This is a genomic window from Streptomyces sp. ADI95-17, from assembly GCF_003846175.1.
GTDB classification, from domain to species: Bacteria; Actinomycetota; Actinomycetes; order Streptomycetales; family Streptomycetaceae; genus Streptomyces; species Streptomyces sanglieri.
Map to the genome: position 1 here is coordinate 1,332,739 of NZ_ML123044.1, position 19,657 is coordinate 1,352,395.

The window sequence follows — 19,657 nt, forward strand, 5'->3', positions numbered from 1 at the left end:
AGGTGGATCTGGCCTCCCGGCCGGCCCAGGCGATCGAGGGGATCGCCTACTTCACGGTCTCCGAGCTGTTGCAGAACGTGAGCAAGCACGCACGGGCGACCCGCGCCTCGGTCGACGTGTGGCGGGCGGCTGACCGGCTGATGCTCCAGGTCACCGACGACGGACGCGGCGGCGCCGACGCGGCGGCGGGCAGCGGGCTCGCCGGGCTGACCGAGCGGCTGGACGCGGTGGACGGCGTGCTGGTCGTGGACTCCCCGCAGGGCGGTCCGACACGGATCACGGCCGAGCTGCCGTGGCGTGGCTGAGGACGGCCGGAATCCACAGGCAGGGAGACCGGAATCCACAGCGCGGGGAGAGAAAGTCCGCCCCCGGACGGGTGCGGACCGCGCGACGACACGCGGACTCCGGGTGACGGGCGGTCTCCGACCGTGAGATCCACCTGGGGGCGGGCAGGATCCACCCATGAAGTCCACCCGGCGGCCGAGGACACCGCACCGCCGATGCTGGGATGCTGGAGAGCGTACGGGCGGGACCAGCAAACAGTGGGGGAAACAGCTTCATGGTGGAGGACAGGGTGCGAGTAGTCATCGCCGAGGATTCGGTGCTGCTCCGGGAAGGGCTCACCCGGCTGCTGACCGATCTCGGGCATGACGTCGTCGCCGGAGTCGGTGACGCCGAGGCGCTGATCAAGACGGTGAGTGACCTGGCGGGGCAGGGCGAGCTGCCCGATGTGGTGGTCGCCGATGTGCGGATGCCTCCGACCCACACCGACGAGGGTGTCCGGGCGGCGGTGCGGCTGCGGAAGGACTACCCCGGGATAGGGGTCCTGGTCCTTTCGCAGTACGTCGAGGAGCAGTACGCGACCGAGCTGCTGGCCGGGTCCAGCCGGGGCGTGGGATACCTGCTGAAGGACCGGGTCGCCGAGGTCAGGGAGTTCGTGGACGCGGTGGTCCGGGTGGCTCAGGGCGGTACGGCGCTGGACCCGGAGGTGGTGGCTCAGCTGCTGGGCCGCAGCCGTAAGCAGGACGTCCTGGCCGGGCTGACCCCGCGCGAGCGCGAGGTGCTCGGCCTGATGGCGGAGGGGCGGACGAACTCTGCGGTGGCCAGGCAGCTGGTGGTGAGCGACGGTGCCGTGGAGAAGCACGTCAGCAACATCTTCCTGAAGCTGGGGCTGTCACCCAGTGACGGGGATCACCGCCGGGTACTGGCCGTATTGACCTACCTGAACTCCTGACGAACTGACACCCTGTCAGATATCTGATCGAGGTCGCCTCGGGAGCCGGTGACGGCTGTCGCGGCTGTCGCGGCGACCAGGTCCGGGGGTGGGTACACCCCCGGACCGGAGAGCACGGCCTAGCACCAAAGGATGAGTGCACAGCGTCTTCATCGAACGACTGGGGGGCTTGCAAAACATGACAAACCAGTATCAAATCGCGTCCCAAAATGGCGTCCACCATGTGATCGGTCCAGGGAAGGCGACCCTTACCGACGTAGGGTGGGCAGTGGGACCGTCGGCGGGCCGGCGGGACCAGAGCCGCCGCCCCGAGGGAGGTCCAGTTCAGTGACCAGCCAGGTCAGTAGCCCAGCCGAACAGGCCGATGAGGCCAGCGAGGCGCTCGTCGGGGGACAGCGTGCCCCCCGCTCCGATCATGCGGGCGCCGGCGAGAAGGAGATCCGTCGTCTGGACCGGGTGATCATCCGCTTCGCGGGTGATTCCGGGGACGGTATGCAGCTCACCGGTGACCGTTTCACTTCGGAGACCGCGTCGTTCGGGAACGATCTGTCCACGCTGCCGAACTTCCCGGCCGAGATCCGCGCCCCCGCAGGGACCCTGCCGGGGGTTTCTTCGTTCCAGCTGCATTTCGCGGACCATGACATCCTCACGCCGGGTGACGCGCCGAACGTGCTGGTCGCGATGAACCCGGCCGCACTGAAGGCGAACATCGGTGATGTGCCGCGTGGTGCGGAAATCATCGTGAACACCGATGAGTTCACCAAGCGGCCGATGGCGAAGGTCGGTTATGCGACCAGTCCGCTGGAGGACGGGTCGCTTCAGGCCTACAGCGTGCATCCGGTACCGCTGACGACGCTGACGATCGAGGCGCTGAAGGAGTTCGGGCTCTCCCGCAAGGAGGCCGAGCGGTCGAAGAACATGTTCGCGCTGGGTCTGCTGTCGTGGATGTATCACCGGCCGACCGAGGGGACCGAGGCGTTCCTGCGGGCGAAGTTCGCGAAGAAGCCGCAGATCGCCGAGGCGAACGTGGCGGCGTTCCGGGCGGGGTGGAATTTCGGGGAGACGACGGAGGATTTCGCCGTCTCCTACGAGGTGGCGCCGGCCTCGCAGGCTTTCCCGGCGGGCAGGTACCGCAATATCTCGGGGAACCTGGCGTTGTCGTACGGGCTGATCGCGGCGTCGCGGCAGGCGGACCTGCCGCTGTATCTGGGCTCCTACCCGATCACTCCGGCCTCCGACATCCTGCACGAGCTGTCCCGGCACAAGAATTTCGGTGTGCGGACGTTCCAGGCCGAGGACGAGATCGCGGGGATCGGGGCGGCGCTGGGTGCGGCGTTCGGGGGTTCCCTCGCGGTGACGACGACGTCCGGGCCGGGGGTGGCGCTGAAGTCGGAGACGATCGGGCTGGCCGTCTCCCTGGAACTCCCGCTCCTGGTGATCGACATCCAGCGCGGCGGCCCGTCCACGGGCCTGCCGACCAAGACCGAGCAGGCCGACCTCCTCCAGGCGATGTACGGGCGCAACGGTGAGGCCCCGGTCCCGGTCGTGGCGCCCCGCACCCCGGCGGACTGCTTCGACGCCGCACTCGACGCGGCACGGATCGCGCTGACGTACCGCACGCCCGTCTTCCTGCTCTCCGACGGGTATCTCGCCAACGGCTCCGAGCCGTGGAAGATCCCCCAGGCCGAGGAACTGCCCGATCTCCGGGTCCGGTTCGCCACCGGCCCCAACCACGAACTGGCCGACGGCACCGCCGTGTTCTGGCCCTACAAACGCGACCCGCACACCCTGGCCCGGCCCTGGGCGGTGCCCGGCACGCCCGGTCTCGAACACCGTATCGGCGGGATCGAGAAGCAGGACGGCAGCGGCAACATCTCCTACGACCCCGCCAACCACGACCTCATGGTCCGCACCCGCCAGGCCAAGATCGACGGCATCGAGGTCCCCGACCTCGAAGTCGACGACCCGGACGGAGCACGCACCCTCGTGCTCGGCTGGGGCTCCACCTACGGCCCCATCACCGCCGCCGTCCGCCGGCTGCGCGCCTCCGGACAGCCCATCGCCCAGGCCCACCTGCGCAACCTCAACCCCTTCCCGAAGAACCTCGGCGAAGTCCTCGGCCACTACGACAAGGTCATCGTCCCCGAGATGAACCTCGGCCAGCTCGCCACCCTCATCCGGGCCAAATACCTCGTCGACGCACACAGCTACAACCAGGTCAACGGCATGCCGTTCAAGGCCGAACAGCTCGCAACGGCACTCAAGGAGGCCATCGATGCCTGACACCAACGAGCTCCTGCACCTGGTGCCCAAGGCCGAGGCCAAGCAGTCCATGAAGGACTTCAAGTCCGACCAGGAAGTCCGCTGGTGTCCGGGTTGCGGTGACTACGCCGTCCTCGCGGCCGTGCAGGGCTTCATGCCCGAACTCGGCCTGGCGAAGGAGAACATCGTCTTCGTCTCCGGGATCGGCTGCTCCTCCCGCTTCCCGTACTACATGAACACCTACGGGATGCACTCCATCCACGGCCGCGCCCCCGCCATCGCCACCGGACTCGCCTCCTCCCGCCGCGACCTGTCCGTCTGGGTCGTCACCGGCGACGGCGACGCCCTCTCCATCGGCGGCAACCACCTCATCCACGCCCTGCGCCGCAACGTGAACCTCAAGATCCTCCTGTTCAACAACCGGATCTACGGCCTCACCAAGGGCCAGTACTCCCCCACCTCCGAAGTCGGCAAGATCACCAAATCCACGCCGATGGGCTCACTGGACGCGCCGTTCAACCCGGTCTCCCTCGCCATCGGAGCCGAGGCATCCTTCGTCGCCCGCACCATCGACTCCGACCGCAAACACCTCACCAGCGTGCTCCGCGCCGCCGCCGACCACCCCGGCACCGCACTCGTGGAGATCTACCAGAACTGCAACATCTTCAACGACGGCGCCTTCGAAGCCCTCAAGGACAAGGAACGCGCCCAGGACGCGGTCATCCGCCTCGAACACGGACAGCCCATCCTCTTCGGCACCGACCACACCAAGGGCGTCGTCCGCGACCCCGACACCGGCGACCTCCAGGTCGTGACCGTCACCGACGACAACCGCTCCCGCGTCCTCGTCCACGACGCCCACAACCCCTCACCCACCACCGCCTTCGCCCTCTCCCGCCTCGCCGACCCCGACACCCTCCACCAGACCCCCATCGGCGTACTGCGCGACATCGACCGCCCCGTCTACGACACCCTCATGGCCGAACAACTCGACACCGCCGTCGAACAACACGGCAAGGGCGACCTCGCCGCACTCCTCGCCGGCAACGACACCTGGACCGTCACCGGCTAGAGCCTGTCCGAGGGACCGGGCCGGATCGCACAAGCGCCGGACGGGCTGAATTTCGGCCCGTCCGGCGCTTGCGTCCCGGGCGGGCGGCCGACCGCCGCGCACGATGTGCCCATGACCCTGGACCGTCCCGCGTACCGCATCAAGAGGCATCTGCTCGGCAAGCCGCTCACCACCGAGCGCATCAGCGAGGAGAAGCTGAACAACCGGACGGCGCTCGGGGTGCTCGCCTCCGACTGCATCAGCTCGTCCGCGTACGGCTCCGAGGAGATGCTCCGGGTTCTCGTGCCCGTCGTCGGGGCCGCCGCCTTCACCCTGCTGATGCCGGTGACCGGCGCGATCCTGCTGGTGCTGCTGCTTCTGACGCTCTGTTACAGCGATGTCGTCATGATCTACACCCGGGCGGGCGGCTCCTACGTCGTCGCGCGGGAGAACTTCGGCCCGGACATCGCGCAGATCGCCGCCGTGGCGCTGCTCGTCGACTACATCGTCACCGTCGCCGTCCAGGTCTCGGCGGGCACCAACGCCCTGATCTCGCTGGCCCATCTGGTCGGCGGCGACTTCACCGGCCTCGACCACCTCCAGATCCCGGTCTCCGTCGGGGTCATCGTGCTGCTCGCGTACGGGAATCTGCGCGGGATCCGCGAGGCGGGCCGGGCCTTCGCGCTGCCCGCCTACCTCTTCATGGCCGCCGTCGGTCTCGTCCTCCTCGTCGCCGCGGTGCGCGGGCTCACCGGCGAGCTGCCGCACGCCGACCTGCACGCCGCCGGGGTCGTTCCGCTCGGCACCCCGGGCAACGGCTGGCTGTACGGCGCCTCGCTCTTCATCGTGCTGCGCTCGTTCGCCAACGGCGGCTCGTCCCTCACCGGGCTCGAAGCGATCTCCAACGGCATCTCCGCGTTCCGCGAACCGCAGGGCCGCAATGCCCGCCGCACCCTGATCACGATGAGCTGTGTGCTCGGCGTGCTGGTGCTCGGCGTCTCCACGCTGGCGCACTTCACCCATGCCGTCCCCTACGCCGACGGCACCCCGACGGTCATCGCGCAGGAGGCCCATCTGGCCTTCGGCGGCGGGATGCTCGGGACCGCCGGTCTGGTCTTCGTACAGCTGGCCACCGCGCTGGTCCTCTACACCGGGGCCAACACGCCGTTCACCGGCTTCCCGTTCCTCGCCAGTTTCGTCGCCGAGGACCGGTTCCTGCCGCGGCTGCTGACCCGGCGCGGGCACCGCCTCGCCTTCTCCAACGGCATCATCGCGCTGACCGTCGTCTCGCTGGCGCTGCTGCTGGTCACCGGAGCCAGCGTGGACAAGTTGGTGGCGCTGTACGCGATCGGCGTGTTCACCGCCTTCACCATGGCCGGGGCCGGTCTCACCGCGTACCACCTACGACGCCGCGAGCCGTACCGCCGGGTGAAGATCGCGGTCAACGGGCTCGCCGCGGTGATCTCGGCCGCCGTCGTGCTGATCTTCGCGGTCACCAAGTTCACCGAGGGGGCCTGGCTGGTCGTGGTGGTCTTCCCGCTCGGGGTGTGGGCGCTGATCCGGATCAACCGCGAGTACCGGCGCGAGGCGGCGGCGCTGCAGAGCCTCCAGCCGCCGGGGGCCGACCGGCCCCGGGACCTGCGCCATCTGGTCTTCGTCCTCGTCGAGACGCTGGACCTGGCGACGATCAAGGCGCTGCGGTACGCGCACGAGCTGCGCCCGGACGAGATCCGGGCCGTGCACTTCGCGATCGACGAGGCGTACGGCAGGCGGCTGGCCGCCCGGTGGGAGGCGACGGCCGCCACGTCCGTGTCCCTGGAGCTGGTGGAGTGCCCGGACCGGCGGCTGCGCCATGCGATGAAGGAGCTGGCCGCCCGCACCACCGAGGACGGCAGGACCTCGCTGACGGTGCTGGTGCCGCGGCGGATGTACACCAACGTGCTGGGCAAACTGCTGCACCGGGGGACGGGCGAGCAGATGGCGAAGGCGCTGGGGCAGCTGCCGCACGTGGCGGTGACGATCCTGCCGTTCGACGTGTCGCGTGCGCTGCGCGCGCTGGAGGAGGGCCGCGCGCCTCAGCCGGACTGACGGCGCGGTCGCTACGGGGTGTGCGCCTCCCGGGCGTCGTACGACTCACGCGCCGTGTGCACCGCCTCCAGGCGCCGCTCGGTCCAGCGGGCCAGCGCCCACACCTGTTCGCCGGCCTCCCGGCCGAGTTCGGTGAGCGAGTAGTCGACCCTCGGCGGGATCACCGGCTTGGCGTCCCGGTGCACGAAACCGTCGCGCTCCAGCGTCCGCAGGGTCTGGGCCAGCATCTTCTCGCTGACTCCGCCCACCTCGCGGCGCAGTTCGCTGAAGCGGTACGAGCGGTCCAGCAGGGCGGCCAGGACCAGGACGCCCCAGCGGCTGGTGACGTGCTCCAGCACCAGCCGGGACGGGCACATCGGCCGGTTCACGTCGGGCCGTCGATTCACGTCGGGCCGCCGGTTCACATCGGGCTGCGGGCCCGGGGCACTCACGTTCATGCCAGTACCTTACTTCAAAGTGGGTACTTTCGATTGGTTAGTGCACCCCCTACAGTGAGTCGTACGAGCCCGAACGCGAACAACTGTCACAAGTGCCACAAGCACCACAAGTGCCACCCAGGAGGAGAAACCCCATGAGCATCGTCGTCACCGGAGCCACCGGAGCACTCGGCCGTCTCGTCATCGAGGAGCTGCTGGCCACCGTGCCCGCGAGCGGGATCGCCGCCGTCGTGCGCGACGAGGCGAAGGCCGCCCCGCTCGCCGCCCGCGGCATCGAGCTGCGCGTCGCGGACTACGACCGCCCGGAGTCCCTCAAGGACGCCTTCCGGGCCGGCGACCGGGTCCTGCTCGTCTCCGGGAGCGAGGTCGGCCGGCGCGTGCCGCAGCACACCGCGGTCATCGACGCGGCGAAGGCGGCCGGCGTCGCCCAGCTCGCGTACACCGGCGTACTGGGCGGCCCCGACGCCGACTTCCAGCTGGCCGCCGAGCACAAGGTCACCGAGCAGCTGATCCTCGACTCCGGGCTGCCCCACACCTTCCTGCGCAACGGCTGGTACACCGAGAACTACACGGCGAACCTCGCCCCGGTCCTGGAGCACGGCGCCGTCGTCGCCAACGCGGGCGACGGCCGGGTCGCCTCCGCCACCCGGGCCGACTACGCCGCCGCGGCCGCCGCCGTACTGACCGGCGAGGGCCACATCGGCGCGGTCTACGAGCTGAGCGGCGATGTCGCCTGGTCGTTCGCCGAGTACGCGGCCGCGGTCGCCGCCGCCACCGGCAAGGAGATCGAGTACAAGAACGTCCCGGCCGCCGTGCACCAGGAGATCCTGGTCGGCGCCGGCCTGCCCGAGGGCTTCGCGGCGATCCTCGTCGACGTCGACGAGGCGATCGAGCGCGGTCTGCTCGGCACCACGAGCGGCGATCTGGCCCGGCTGATCGGCCGCCCGACGACGCCGCTCGCCGAGACGGTGGCCGCCGCGGTGGCAGCGGCGTAACACCGTCCCCTCCCGCCCCGGGGACCCCGTGTCATGACCGTATTGCGATACGGGCATGACACGGGGCCCTACCTGGAGCTACCTTCATGCAGTTGACACAGACATGCCTGGAGGGCCCGTGAAGGGGATCGACGAACAGCGGGCGGGACTTCTGTCCGGCATCGGCGCGTACGGACTGTGGGGACTCGTCCCGCTCTTCTGGCCCCTGCTGAAGCCCGCCGGCGCGATCGAGATCCTCGCGCACCGCATGGCCTGGTCCCTCGTGGTCGTCGCCATCGCGCTGCTGGCACTGCGCCGCTGGTCCTGGATCGGCGAGCTGATCCGGCAGCCGAGGAAGCTCGGTCTGATATCGGTGGCCGCGGCCACGATCACGGTCAACTGGGGTCTGTACATCTGGTCCGTGAACAACGGCCATGTCGTCGAGGCGTCGCTCGGCTACTTCATCAACCCGCTGGTCACCATCGCCATGGGCGTCCTGCTCCTGGGTGAGCGGCTGCGCCCCGTGCAGTGGGTGGCGGTCGGCACCGGCTTCGCGGCGGTGCTGGTGCTGGCGATCGGTTACGGACGGCCGCCGTGGATCTCGCTGGTCCTGGCGTTCTCCTTCGCGACGTACGGGCTGATGAAGAAGAAGGTCAACATGAGCGGCCTGGAGTCGCTCACCGCCGAGACCGCGGTGCAGTTCCTGCCCGCGCTCGGCTATCTGCTGTGGCTGGGCGCCCGGGGCGAGTCGACGTTCACCTCCGGCGGCGCCGGCCACGCGGCACTGCTCGCCTCGACGGGCCTCGTCACGGCCGTCCCGCTCGTGCTGTTCGGCGCGGCGGCGATCCGGGTGCCGCTCTCCACCCTGGGCCTGTTGCAGTACCTGGCGCCGGTCTTCCAGTTCGTCCTCGGCATCGTCTACTTCCACGAGGCGATGCCGCCGGAGCGGTGGGCCGGTTTCGCGCTGGTGTGGCTGGCGCTCACGCTGCTGACGTGGGACGCGTTGCGGACGGCGCGGCGGTCGAGCATCCAGGTGCGCGAAGCCCGCCGGGCGGCGCTGCGACAGGCACCGCGCCCGAATCCGTCGACCGACGAACCCGCCCCGCACGCACAGATTTAGTTACCCAGTTGCTTTTTTGACTTGGTTGCGTTTTCCTGGGAGCCCACGGAACCGCGACCGAGGAGCCCGCATGCCCGCAACACCGCCTGTCACCACGCCTGTCACCACGCCTGTCGCCACGCCCGTGCTGATCGTCGGCTCGGGCCCGACCGGTCTGACGCTCGCCTGCGATCTGGCGCGCCGTTCCATCGGCGTGCGGATCATCGACAAGTCCGCCGATTTCCCGCGCAGCTCACGGGCGAAGGGCCCGAACCCCCGCTCCCTGGAGGTACTGGAGGACCTGGGCGTCGTGGACAGGGTGCTGGCCGCCGGATCGGGACCGCTGCCCATGCGCAAGTACCGGAACGGGCAGGCGATCGCCGACACCGACCCGTTCGAGTCCGCGCACCCGACGCCGGACACCCCGTACGCCCACGGCCGGCTGATCGCCCAGTGGCAGCTGGAGGAGATCCTGCGGGACCGCCTCGCGGAGTACGGCGTGCGGGTGGAGCTCGGCTCCGAGGCGGTCGCCCTGTCGGAGGGCCCCGACTCCGTGACCGTCGCGCTCGCCGACGGCCGGAGCATCGAGGCGCGGTACGTGGTGGGCTGCGACGGCGGCCACAGCCCGGTACGCAAGATGCTCGGCGTCCCGTTCGAGGGGAAGACCGCCGAGGAGCAGTCGATGGTCTGCGGGGACGTGGAGGCGGACGGCCTCGACCGCGGGATCTGGCACCAGTGGTTCGACGAGGACGGCGCCGTGATGATGTGCCCGATCCCGGGGACACCTTCGGGCTGGTGGTTCCAGGCAGGGCCGGAGCGCGGCGCGGCGGGGGCCCTCGTACCGCCCTCCCTGGAGAGCTTCCGGCGGCTGTTCGCCAAGCACACCCGGCTGCCGGCCGGACTGCTGACGCGGGCCACGCTGCTGTCGACGTACCGGGTCAACGAGCGCATGGCCGACCGCTACCGGGTGGGCCGCGTGTTCCTGGCCGGGGACGCCGCGCATGTGCACTCCATCGCGGGCGGGCTGGGCATGAACACCGGTATCCAGGACGCGTACAACCTGGGCTGGAAGCTCGCCCGGGTGGTCGACGGCCGCTCGGACCCCGGCCTGCTGGACACCTACGAGGAGGAGCGGCTGCCCGTGGCCTCCTGGACCCTGGACATCACCGCCGAGCGGCTGCGGGAGACCCTGGACGCGATCCGGCGGCCGGGCGGCGGCCTGGACTCGGCGATGTCCGCCGACACGACGGGCCTGGGCCTCGGCCACCCCTGGAGTTCCCTTTCCGCCCCCGGCTCCACCCCCCGGCTGCGGGCGGGCGACCGGGCCCCCGACGCCCCCTGCCGCGACACCGCGACGGGCGCGCCGACCCGCCTGTTCGAGGCGTTCGCGGGCCCGCACTTCACCCTCCTGGGGTTCGGCCCGGACACAGCGGAGGCGCTACGGGCGACGGAGGCGGCGTACGGCGACACGGTGCGGGCGTACGGCGTGGACGCCGGCGGCCCTCACGACCTGACCGACGACGCGGGCCACGCCCACACGGCGTACGGGGTCACCCCCGCCACCGCCCTCCTCGTCCTGATCCGCCCCGACAACCACGTGGCCCTGATCGCCCCGGCGGCGGAGAGCGGCGCGATCGGCGACTACCTCGACCGCCTGGCCGGTACGGCCTGACGGCGGGGCGCCCCTACGGCCGCGGGCGCTGCGCGGGCTCCGGGTCGGTGGCCGGCCGGGCGTGCAGCTCGACGTCGTACCGCACACCGTCGTACGCGAGTTTCTGCCGCTGGAGCCCCTCCACCGCGAACCCCGCCGCGCGGGCGACCCGGCACGACGCCGGGTTGTCCGTACGGTGCCCCAGCTCCAGCCGGAACAGGCCCAGTTCCCGGAAGGCCCAGGGGACCAGGGCCCGCAGACCACCCGTCGCCGCACCCCGGCCCCGGGCCGGGGCCGTCGTCCAGTACGAGACCCAGCCCGTGCCGTGCGTACGGTCGAGCGCCGCCACCTGGACGTTGCCCAGCACCGCGCCATCGGCGCCGACCACGGCGAACGCGAAGGACGAGCCCGCCGCGCGGCTCGCCTCCCGTTCCTCCAGCCAGCGCTCCGCGTCGGCCGCCGATCCGACCGGCCGGGCCGCCTGACGCCGCATCACGGGCTCCGCGAACGCATTGAGCACCGCCGTCACGTCACGCGCGCACCACGGCCGCAGCAGCAGCCCCGAAGAAGTCTCGATCCGGTCCCTCACGCCACGAGTCTTCCAGCCGGTCCGCGTCGGTCCCGCAGGCATCACGCCTCCTTCGGGGCGTGCCGGGCGCGGTGCGCCCGTACCTTGTGGAGGTTGCCGCAGTGCTCCATCGCGCACCAGCGCCGCCTGCCCGGCCGGGAGGTGTCGACGAAGAGCAACTTGCAGCTGTCGGAGCCGCATTCGCGGATGCGGTCGGCGTACGGGCCGGTGAAGAGCTCCACCGCGTCACGGGCGACCGTCGAGAGCAGAGCCGTTCCGGTGGCGTCCGGGGCCACGGCGAGAGACCCGCTGCCGGGGTCGATACGGGGGACGAGCGGCGGCTCGGCCGCCACGGCGTTCACCACGGCGATATCGGACCGGGCGAGGGCGCGGCCGTGCGCCCGGTCGCCGGTCAGATTCCACAGCGCGGCGCGCAACTCGTGTGCCCGCGCCAGCTCTTCCTCGCTCACCACCGGCGACAGACCGTCCGGCAGCCGGCTCTCCCCCGCCCAGCGCACCAGGTCCTCGGGGGTGTGCAGCACCTCGTACGCCGCGTATCGCGCGTACCCGCCGGTGGGCAGCAGCTCCAGGCACAGGGCCCCGGGATCGAAGCGGTAGGGGCGGCCCTCCCGCGTGCGAAGGACCAGCCCCGGCGTGCCCGTTGACGGCTCACTCATGTAACCACTATAAACGGTTTCCATGACTCTGGACTGGAAAGTCGTCATCGACTCGACCGACCCGCACGCCCAGGCCACCTTCTGGGGCGAGGCCCTCGGCTACCTCGTCGAGGACCACAGCGTCCTGATCGAGCGACTGCTCGGCTTCGGCGCGGTGCCCGAGGACGTCACCCTCGTCGCGCACGACCGCCGCGCCTGGCGCGACCTCGCGGGGGTCCGGCACCCCGACGACCCCTACGACAAGGACAGCGGGGCGGGCCTCGGGCGCCGGTTCCTGTTCCAGCGCGTACCGGAGGCCAAGACGGTGAAGAACCGGCTCCACCTGGACGTGCACGCGGGCCCGGAGCGCCGCGAGGCCGAGGTGGAGCGCCTGGTGGGGCTGGGCGCGACGGTGCTCCGCGAGGTGGCGGAGCAGGGCGGCACGTGGGTGGTGCTCACCGACCCGGAAGGCAATGAGTTCTGCGTGCAGTGACGCCGACAAGCGCGCGGGCGGGCCCCGGCGGACGGGGCACGTGGCTCGTCGATCAGGCGGTCGGCCTCGCCGGGACCGAGAGCCCGGACGGCGAGGCCGTGCGCTCCGCGCTGCGCCGCGAGTGAACCCGGCCGCTCCCCGCGTCCGCGGCGGGCGGCCCGGCGCGGTGCGCACCCGGTCGGTCACTTCCCCACCACGCCCTGCGGATACCAGCGCGTCTCGACGGCGTTGCCGCCCGGGCCCCGGACGTACACGGACTGCGCCTCGCTCCGGGTGCCCGAGCGTTCTGCGTGGTCCCTGCGGTATCAGCCGGTGGCCGGGTAGACCGTCAGGTCCATGTCCAAGCCGCCGTATTCGTTCACTACGGCCGGACGGCCCGCGTCAAAGGTCGCGCGGTCCTTTCCGGTTGTCGCGTCGAGGAGGACGCCACCGCGGCCGGGTACGCCGCCGTAGACGACTCCGTGCCAGGCCGTGTAGAGGCTGGGCACCTCGCGCGCCGGATCGTCCTCGTCGAGCGTCCACAGCACCTTGTGCGTGCGGGCGTCCAGTGCGGCGAGTTCGCCGTCCACGCCGCACACGATGACCGAACGTTCGTCGTAGGAGCACGAACGGCCGGCGAAGGAGAAGGCCGCGGCGCTGTCCGCCGTCATTCCGGCCGGACGCCTGCCGGCCGCGCTGTCGAGGAGTTCATAGTCAGGGCGGTTCTCCTTGAACTCCAGGTTGATGCGGGCCGAGAACAGGCCGGCGCCCACGGTCTCGATCTTCAGCCCGAACAGGTCGCGGGGGTCCTTCCAGCTCACGGCCCCGTCCTTCACGGACCGGCCGGTGAGTGCGATGCCGCCCTCATCGGCGAACCACCGCTCGGAGTCGATCTCCGCGCCCTCGGGGAGCTGCGCTCCGACAACCACGCCGCCGGAGAGCATCCGCGCCCCGAAGCCGTCCGCCTGCCAGTCGACGTGGCGGGTGGTGAGGTTCACCCCGTAGGTGACCGCGCTTCTGACTCCGTCGGTTCCGTCCTCGGGAGCGGTGCGCAGGGTGACCACGGCCGTGTCGCCCTCGACGCCGACCACGGTCGGGCTGGAGTCGTCCCCGACGCCCATCCCCTTGGGGGTGGGCAGCGTGGCGGTCCAGACCTCCTTGCCGTCGGCCGCGTCCACCGCCCGCAGGTGCGAGGTCGACACGTCCTTGGCCGTGCCCTCCCCCTGCTGGTACTTCTGGAGCGCGAACAGCACGAGGGTCCGGCCGCCCTGCTTCGTCGCGGTCGGCGCCGTGGTCTCCCACACCCGCGCACGCTCCTCCACGCCGGTGGACATCCCATGGTCCCGCGAGGTCCACTGCCTGCCCCCGCCCCGGATGTCGTACGCCGCGAGACCGGTCTCCGTCAGGACATACGCGGTGGTCCCGCGCAGCGCGACCTCCGTCCGGTCGTCGTCCTCGACGGCCAGCCGCACCCCGCCCTCTCCGAACCTGAGCGGCGGGTCGTACGCCTTCGGCGCGGAGGCCGAGGCCTCCTCCCGTACCGGGCGCCCGTCGTCCGCACGCGGCGAGTCGTCACTTGAACAACCCGTGACCAGCGTCAGAGCCGCTGTCACGGTAACCACCAGACCTACGGCAGATTGCTGCGCTGTACGCACGAAAGAGCCCCCGCTTTCCGACGCGAATCCAAACACCATCAACTGTTCGATACCGCAATGTAGTTCATGTGTTTGACCTTCGCTTTGAAGATCAGCAGAACCGTGGAGCCGCCTCCACAGCGCGGGCGTATACGACAGGAAGGCCCGAGACCGCGCACCGCCCGACTCGACTTCACCCGATCGTGTACGCGATCCGTGACGTGTCCTGCTCGATGAACTCCGCCGCTCATGATCGGTGAGCGACCGGCGCCGCCCGAGGACGTGCCCCGTGTCCTTCCGCAGCCCGGCCGCCGGCCCTGTCCGCTCAAGAGAGATGGCTCATCGTGCATTTGACTCCGCATGAGCAGGAGCGCCTGCTGATCCATGTGGCGGCCGACGTGGCGCAGCGGCGCCGCAGCAGCGGGCTGCTTCTCAACTACCCCGAAGTGATGGCCCTGCTGACGGTGCACGTCTTCGAGCAGGCGCGGGCCGGCCGGACCGTCAGTGACGTCATGGACTCGGGCCGGCAGTTGCTGAGCCGGGACGAGGTGATGGACGGCGTCCCGGAGATGATCAAGAACGTTCAGGTGGAGGCCACTTTTCCGGACGGCACCAAGCTGGTCACCATCCACGATCCCTTCCCGGAGGCGGCGGAGGAGCCCGAGGTCCACCCGGGCAAGGTCGAGCACCCCCGGCCGCCCCGCAAGCCGGACTGCCCGGTCGACTGCGACGGCGGCGGTGGCGACGGTTCGCCGTCGTGCTGTGACAGGTGCCGGGACGCGGAGTCCTGGTACGAGGCGATCGCGTTCAACGCGGACCTGCAGGAGGACGCCACCACGCTGCCGGGTGCGGGCAGGACGAGGATCAGGGTGAGGAACATGTCGGACCGCCCCGTCCAGGTCGGTTCCCACTATCACTTCGCCGACGTCAACCCGGGGCTGAAGGTCCTCAAGGTCGAGGTCCCCGCCGGTCCGGAGCTGGAGTCGCCCCAGGAACTCAGGGACTGCGAGGCGGCGCGGATGCGGCGGCTGAACATCGCCGCGGGTACGTCCGTGCGCTTCGAGCCCGGCGACGAGTGCTGCGTCGAGCTGGTGGAGATCCAGGGCGATCGGCAGGTCAAGGGAGCGCGTGAGGTGGCACACCGGTGAGCGACGACAAATCCACCCCGCCGGGCAATGTGCTGAAGCGAGCCGATTACGCCGCTCTGTACGGGCCCACCGCCAAGGACCGCGTCCGCCTGGCCGACACCGCCCTGACCGTCGAGATCGAGGCGGACTGGAGCGGCGGCCCGAAGCACAGCGGCAACGAGATGATCTTCGGTGGCGGAAAGGTGATCCGGGAATCGATGGGGATGTCCCACATCCCCAGAGACGGGGACGCCGAAGGCCGCACGCCGGTGGACACGGTCGTCACCGGTGCGCTGATCCTCGACTGGTGGGGTGTCGTCAAGGCCGACGTCGGGCTCCGCGACGGTTCGATCGCCGCGATCGGCAAGGCGTACAACCCCGAGACGATGGACCCGGTCCCGGACGACGAGTTCGAGATGCCGGACCGTACGCCCCTGGGCGACGAGCTGCCGGAGACGGTGCGGCCGACGAACTTCGTGGTCGGGCCGAGCACCGAGGTCATCTCCGGCAACGGGCGGATCCTCACCGCCGGGGGCGTGGACACCCACGTCCACTTCATCTGCCCGGAGCAGATCCACGAGGCCCTCGCCTCGGGCGTGACCACGCTCATCGGCGGCGGCACCGGCCCCGCCGAGGGCAGCACGGCCACCACCGTGACCCCGGGCGCGTGGCACATCACCCGGGCCTTCGAGAGCCTGGACGCGTACCCGGTCAACATCGGCCTGCTCGGCAAGGGCAGCACGGTGAACACGGACGCCCTGAACGAACAGGTCGACGCAGGCGTCATCGGGTTCAAGGTCCACGAGGACTGGGGAGCCACGCCCGCCGTGATCGACGCGGCGCTGGACGTGTGCGAGAGCCGTCAGGTCCAACTGGCCCTGCATGCCGACTCACTGAACGAATCCGGCTTCCTGGACAGCACCCGCGACGCCTTCACGAGAGACGGCAAGAAGCGTTCCGTCCATATCTTCCACGTCGAGGGCGCGGGCGGTGGCCACGCCCCGGACATGATCGAACTGGTCAAGGAGAGCAATGTGCTGCCCGCTTCGACCAACCCGACCCGCCCCCTGACGGTGAACACCGTCAAGGAGCACGTCGACATGATGGTGGTCTGCCACCACCTCAATCCGGACATTCCAGCGGACATGGCCTTCGCCGACTCCCGCATCCGGCCGTCCACCATGGCCGCGGAGGACCTCCTCCACGACATGGGCGCCATCTCGATGATGTCCTCCGACGCCCAGGCGATGGGACGCATCGGCGAGATGGTCATGCGTACCTGGCAGACCGCACACGTCATGAAGTCCCGGTACGGCCCTCTGAAGGAGGACCTCGCCAACGCGAAGGTCCGCCCGATCGCCGACGACGCCGACCACTCCCACAACGCGGAGAGGCTGATCCCGAACGACAACTACCGGGCGCGCCGCTACGTCGCCAAGTACACGATCAACCCCGCGATCACTCACGGCATCGACGGTCATGTCGGTTCCGTGGAGACCGGGAAACTCGCCGACCTGGTGCTCTGGGAACCGAAGTTCTTCGGCGTCAAGATGCACATGGTCCTCAAGGGCGGGCAGCTCGCCTACGCGCAGGTGGGCGACGCCAACGCGTCGATCACGACCCCGCAGCCCTTCCTGCCGCGAGCGGTCTGGGGCTCCACCGGCCTTTCCCCCCGGAGCAACTCGTACAACTTCGTGGCACCGGGCGTGGCCGACGCGCTGAACCCGCGCGTCGTCACCGTCCAGGACAGCGGCGGGAACGCCACCGGGGTGGCGACCGGTGGGCTCGGCCTCGGCAAGAAGTTCATGGACATCTCGACGAGCATCCGGGACGTCACCAAGGCCGACATGAAGCTGAACGACACGGTGCCGGAGAGCCTCCACGTCGACCACAACAGCTTCGAGGTCACCATCGGCGGTGCCACCACGGGGGACGCCCGCACGGAACTCAACGGAATGACCGTGCCGCGGTCCTACGTCAACGAAGTCCCCATGGCTCAGCGGTACTTCCTCTTCTGACCGGCCTCCGTCCGGACGGCGAAGCCGTCACCGCAGCGGTGGTCCGGGCAGGCCCCCGTGCCTGCCCGGACCACCGCACCATCCGACCCCGCGAAAGGCAGCCGGATCGCCCATGAGCCGTGCCGCACTGCTCCTGCTGGCCGACGGACGCTTCCCCGCCGGCGGGTACGCCCACTCCGGCGGCGTCGAAGCCGCGGTCGCCCACAACGCCGTACACGACATCCACAGCCTCGAAGCCTTCTGCCGCGGGCGCCTGCACACCACCGGTCTGACCACGGCCGGCCTGGCTGCCGCGGCCGCCGCCGGATGCGACCCCCTGCTGCTGGACGACGCCGCCGACGCACGGACCCCCGTCCCCGCGCTGCGCGCCGTGGCCCGCAAACTCGGGCGGCAGATGATGCGCGCGGCACGCGCCACCTTCCCGTCCGCCGAACTCGACCGCCTGGCCGCCGAGCGACCCCAGGGCGCCCATCAGCCCATTGTCCAGGGCGTCGCCGCCCGGGCCGCCGGACTCACCCCTCGGGACGCCGCGTGTGCCGCGGCGTACGAGGCCGTCGGCGGTCCGGCCACCGCAGCGGTGCGCCTGCTCAGCCTCGATCCGCTCGCCGCCTCGTGGCTGCTGGCACGCCTGAGCACGGAGGCCGACGCCGTCGCTGCGAACGCCGCCGGGGCGGCGGCCCGCGTGGAGACCGAAGGTCCTGACGCCCTGCCGTCGGCGTCCTCTCCGCTGCTGGACATCACCGCGGAACAGCACGCCGCCTGGACCGTGCGGCTCTTCGCCTCCTGAACCCACCCCTGCCCCTGGAGCTCCCATGCACCTCGATCACCCCGTGACGATGCCCCACCGCCACACCTACAGCGCCGAGCCGCTGCGCGCGGACGGCAGCCCTCGCGCCTTCCGCGTCGGCCTGGGCGGTCCCGTCGGTTCCGGCAAGACCGCCTGCGTCGCCGCGCTCTGCCGCACACTGCGCGACAGACTCTCCCTCGCCGTCGTCACCAACGACATCTACACCCGTGAGGACGCCGAGTTCCTGCTGCGCGAGGCCGTGCTGCCGCCCGAGCGGATCACAGCGGTGGAGACCGGGGCCTGCCCGCACACCGCGATCCGGGACGACATCTCCGCGAACCTGGAGGCCGTCGAACACTTCGACGAGACCCTCGACCCCCTCGATCTCGTGCTCGTCGAGTCCGGTGGCGACAACCTCACCGCCACCTTCTCCAAGGGCCTCGTCGACGTGCAGATCTTCGTCATCGACGTCTCCAGCGGCGACGACATCCCCCGCAAGGGAGGACCCGGCATCACCACCGCCGACCTCCTCGTCGTCAACAAGACCGACCTCGCTCCGTACGTCGGTGCCGACCTCGCCACCATGGCCGCCGACGCCGAACGGCAACGCGGCGACCTTCCCGTCGTCTTCACCAGCCTCACCTCCGACGACGGCATCCGCGAGATCGCCGACTGGATCACCGGGCACCTGGCCCGGTGGCGCGCGAAGGCGGCGGCATGAGCTCCGGCTCCCGACTCGCCGAGCCAGGTACCCCGCCCGATCCCACCGTCCCCGCCACCGCCACCGCCACAAACACCGCCGCTGGCACCGATGCGTCCTGCGGACACCCGGACGGTGTGCATGCCACCGCCCGCATCCGTGCCACGTACAACGGACGCGTCACCACGCTCCCGCAGTTGCGCAGTGACGGCCCGTTCCATCTGCGCCGCATCCGCACCGGCGGACGGGGCGCCACGGTGGGGATCATCGGTGCGATGAGCGCCCCGCTCGGCGGCGACCGGCTCGCCCTCGACATCACCGCCGAGGACCGGGCCGAACTGGAGGTCACCACGGCCGCCGCCACGCTCGCCCTCCGCGGCCCCACCACGGCGCCGGCCACCTACGACGTACGGCTGACCGCCGGGGAGCACGCCTGCCTGCGCTGGCTGCCACAGCAGCTGATCAGCGCCGCCGGCAGCAATCTGCGCCAGACCTGCACCGTCAGCCTTGCCGCGACCTCGCGACTGCTGTTGCGCGAGGAGCAGATCCTGGGCAGGGCCGACGAGGAGCCGGGCCACCTCGTCAGCCGCATCCGGGTCCACCGCGCCGGCCGGCTGCTGCTCGACCAGCACACCGCCTACGGAGACCCGGCGCCCGGGTGGGACGGCCCCTCGGTCCTGGACGGACACCGCGCCGTCGGCCAACTCCTCGTCGTGGACCCGGAGCTGGATGCCGACCGTGCCCCCGTCCTGCTCCGCGAAGGGATCAAGGACGGCTGTGCGGTTCTCGCCCCGCTGGCAGGCGGCCCGGCACTGTTCGCCACCGCTGTCGCCCCGTCCTCCTCGGCTCTGCGGGAACTGCTCGACCAGGCGCTCGGACACGCCCTCGGCGAGTAGTGC

Annotated in this window: 18 protein-coding genes and 2 pseudogenes; 16 read left to right on the plus strand and 4 right to left on the minus strand. The window is 70.7% G+C overall.

Annotation, left to right across the window (positions count from 1 at the left end; translation table 11 throughout):
• The 5 genes from EES42_RS05945 to EES42_RS05965 form a co-directional block, all read left to right on the plus strand.
• Nucleotides 1–305 (plus strand): ATP-binding protein (locus EES42_RS05945; protein WP_346775372.1); only part of this gene is annotated, 305 nt, incomplete at its 5' end.
• A gap of 254 nt (nt 306–559) precedes the next feature.
• Nucleotides 560–1,234 (plus strand): response regulator transcription factor, encoded by a 675-nt coding sequence (locus tag EES42_RS05950; RefSeq protein ID WP_277426103.1) that lies wholly within the window; start codon nt 560–562, stop codon nt 1,232–1,234.
• A 327-nt stretch (nt 1,235–1,561) separates the two neighbouring features.
• Complete coding sequence (locus EES42_RS05955; RefSeq protein WP_124716980.1) at nt 1,562–3,517, plus strand: 2-oxoacid:acceptor oxidoreductase subunit alpha; 1,956 nt, start codon at nt 1,562–1,564, stop codon at nt 3,515–3,517.
• Nucleotides 3,510–4,568, plus strand: a complete 1,059-nt coding sequence (locus EES42_RS05960) for a 2-oxoacid:ferredoxin oxidoreductase subunit beta (protein WP_124716981.1) — start codon at nt 3,510–3,512, stop codon at nt 4,566–4,568. The genes EES42_RS05955 and EES42_RS05960 overlap by 8 nt, the downstream gene beginning before the upstream one ends.
• A gap of 111 nt (nt 4,569–4,679) precedes the next feature.
• On the plus strand, nt 4,680–6,635 hold the full coding sequence (locus EES42_RS05965; RefSeq protein ID WP_124716982.1) for an APC family permease: 1,956 nt from the start codon (nt 4,680–4,682) through the stop codon (nt 6,633–6,635).
• 11 nt (nt 6,636–6,646) lie between these two features.
• Here the strand turns inward: EES42_RS05965 and EES42_RS05970 are convergent, their stop codons facing one another.
• Nucleotides 6,647–6,991 (minus strand): winged helix-turn-helix transcriptional regulator, encoded by a 345-nt coding sequence (locus tag EES42_RS05970; RefSeq protein ID WP_206433407.1) that lies wholly within the window; start codon nt 6,989–6,991, stop codon nt 6,647–6,649.
• Between the two features lie 215 nt (nt 6,992–7,206).
• Between EES42_RS05970 and EES42_RS05975 the strand changes: the two genes are divergently transcribed.
• The 3 genes from EES42_RS05975 to EES42_RS05985 all read left to right on the plus strand — a co-directional run bounded on the left by EES42_RS05975 (nt 7,207) and on the right by EES42_RS05985 (nt 10,817).
• On the plus strand, nt 7,207–8,067 hold the full coding sequence (locus EES42_RS05975) for an SDR family oxidoreductase (protein ID WP_124716984.1): 861 nt from the start codon (nt 7,207–7,209) through the stop codon (nt 8,065–8,067).
• A 118-nt stretch (nt 8,068–8,185) separates the two neighbouring features.
• Entirely contained in the window at nt 8,186–9,166 is a 981-nt protein-coding gene (gene rarD / locus EES42_RS05980) for an EamA family transporter RarD (protein WP_124716985.1), read from the plus strand.
• A 70-nt stretch (nt 9,167–9,236) separates the two neighbouring features.
• The gene (locus EES42_RS05985; RefSeq protein WP_124716986.1) at nt 9,237–10,817 is read left to right on the plus strand and encodes an FAD-dependent monooxygenase; all 1,581 of its coding nucleotides are present in this window, start codon (nt 9,237–9,239) and stop codon (nt 10,815–10,817) included.
• A 13-nt stretch (nt 10,818–10,830) separates the two neighbouring features.
• On the opposite strand, the gene EES42_RS05990 is transcribed toward EES42_RS05985, so the two are convergent.
• Together EES42_RS05990 and EES42_RS05995 are read right to left on the minus strand one after the other, a co-directional pair.
• Entirely contained in the window at nt 10,831–11,385 is a 555-nt protein-coding gene (locus EES42_RS05990; protein WP_241196248.1) for a GNAT family N-acetyltransferase, read from the minus strand.
• Nucleotides 11,386–11,426: 41 nt separating this feature from the next.
• On the minus strand, nt 11,427–12,041 hold the full coding sequence (locus tag EES42_RS05995) for a CGNR zinc finger domain-containing protein (RefSeq protein WP_241196249.1): 615 nt from the start codon (nt 12,039–12,041) through the stop codon (nt 11,427–11,429).
• A gap of 22 nt (nt 12,042–12,063) precedes the next feature.
• Here EES42_RS05995 and EES42_RS06000 point away from each other — a divergent pair, with 22 nt between their 5' ends.
• Together EES42_RS06000 and EES42_RS47240 are read left to right on the plus strand one after the other, a co-directional pair.
• On the plus strand, nt 12,064–12,513 hold the full coding sequence (locus EES42_RS06000; protein WP_124716989.1) for a VOC family protein: 450 nt from the start codon (nt 12,064–12,066) through the stop codon (nt 12,511–12,513).
• Complete coding sequence (locus tag EES42_RS47240) at nt 12,510–12,638, plus strand: hypothetical protein (protein WP_277426104.1); 129 nt, start codon at nt 12,510–12,512, stop codon at nt 12,636–12,638. The genes EES42_RS06000 and EES42_RS47240 overlap by 4 nt, the downstream gene beginning before the upstream one ends.
• A 180-nt stretch (nt 12,639–12,818) precedes the next feature.
• Here the strand turns inward: EES42_RS47240 and EES42_RS06005 are convergent, their stop codons facing one another.
• Nucleotides 12,819–14,105, minus strand: coding sequence for a PQQ-binding-like beta-propeller repeat protein (locus tag EES42_RS06005; RefSeq protein ID WP_164495168.1), 1,287 nt, complete (start codon nt 14,103–14,105; stop codon nt 12,819–12,821).
• 365 nt (nt 14,106–14,470) lie between these two features.
• Here EES42_RS06005 and EES42_RS47560 point away from each other — a divergent pair.
• From EES42_RS47560 to EES42_RS06030, 6 genes and pseudogenes are all read left to right on the plus strand, one after another.
• Nucleotides 14,471–14,764: pseudogene (locus tag EES42_RS47560) on the plus strand (urease subunit gamma); the annotation flags it as partial.
• Nucleotides 14,765–14,968: 204 nt separating this feature from the next.
• A pseudogene (locus EES42_RS47565) lies at nt 14,969–15,274 on the plus strand (urease subunit beta); the annotation flags it as partial.
• A complete protein-coding gene (locus tag EES42_RS06015) occupies nt 15,271–17,271 on the plus strand; it encodes an urease subunit alpha (protein ID WP_124716992.1) in 2,001 nt (666 codons plus the stop codon). The pseudogene EES42_RS47565 and the gene EES42_RS06015, both read left to right, overlap by 4 nt.
• A gap of 112 nt (nt 17,272–17,383) precedes the next feature.
• A complete protein-coding gene (locus EES42_RS06020) occupies nt 17,384–18,058 on the plus strand; it encodes an urease accessory protein UreF (protein ID WP_124716993.1) in 675 nt (224 codons plus the stop codon).
• Nucleotides 18,059–18,083: 25 nt separating this feature from the next.
• Nucleotides 18,084–18,779 carry an urease accessory protein UreG gene (ureG, locus tag EES42_RS06025; protein ID WP_124716994.1) on the plus strand — a complete coding sequence of 232 codons (696 nt, stop codon included), beginning with the start codon at nt 18,084–18,086 and terminating at the stop codon, nt 18,777–18,779.
• Nucleotides 18,776–19,654 (plus strand): urease accessory protein UreD, encoded by an 879-nt coding sequence (locus tag EES42_RS06030; RefSeq protein WP_164495169.1) that lies wholly within the window; start codon nt 18,776–18,778, stop codon nt 19,652–19,654. The genes ureG and EES42_RS06030 overlap by 4 nt, the downstream gene beginning before the upstream one ends.
• Nucleotides 19,655–19,657: the final 3 nt, after the last annotated feature.

Bases quoted from the DNA above. Each gene is read 5' to 3' on its own strand.
- EES42_RS06030 (WP_164495169.1), top strand. From the start codon at position 18,776: ATGAGCTCCGGCTCCCGACTCGCCGAGCCAGGTACCCCGCCCGATCCC.
- EES42_RS05995 (WP_241196249.1), bottom strand. From the start codon at position 12,041: ATGAGTGAGCCGTCAACGGGCACGCCGGGGCTGGTCCTTCGCACGCGG.
- EES42_RS05975 (WP_124716984.1), top strand. From the start codon at position 7,207: ATGAGCATCGTCGTCACCGGAGCCACCGGAGCACTCGGCCGTCTCGTC.
- EES42_RS05985 (WP_124716986.1), top strand. From the start codon at position 9,237: ATGCCCGCAACACCGCCTGTCACCACGCCTGTCACCACGCCTGTCGCC.
- EES42_RS05970 (WP_206433407.1), bottom strand. From the start codon at position 6,991: ATGTGCCCGTCCCGGCTGGTGCTGGAGCACGTCACCAGCCGCTGGGGC.
- EES42_RS05960 (WP_124716981.1), top strand. From the start codon at position 3,510: ATGCCTGACACCAACGAGCTCCTGCACCTGGTGCCCAAGGCCGAGGCC.
- EES42_RS05965 (WP_124716982.1), top strand. From the start codon at position 4,680: ATGACCCTGGACCGTCCCGCGTACCGCATCAAGAGGCATCTGCTCGGC.
- EES42_RS06020 (WP_124716993.1), top strand. From the start codon at position 17,384: ATGAGCCGTGCCGCACTGCTCCTGCTGGCCGACGGACGCTTCCCCGCC.
- EES42_RS06000 (WP_124716989.1), top strand. From the start codon at position 12,064: ATGACTCTGGACTGGAAAGTCGTCATCGACTCGACCGACCCGCACGCC.
- ureG (WP_124716994.1), top strand. From the start codon at position 18,084: ATGCACCTCGATCACCCCGTGACGATGCCCCACCGCCACACCTACAGC.
- EES42_RS05950 (WP_277426103.1), top strand. From the start codon at position 560: ATGGTGGAGGACAGGGTGCGAGTAGTCATCGCCGAGGATTCGGTGCTG.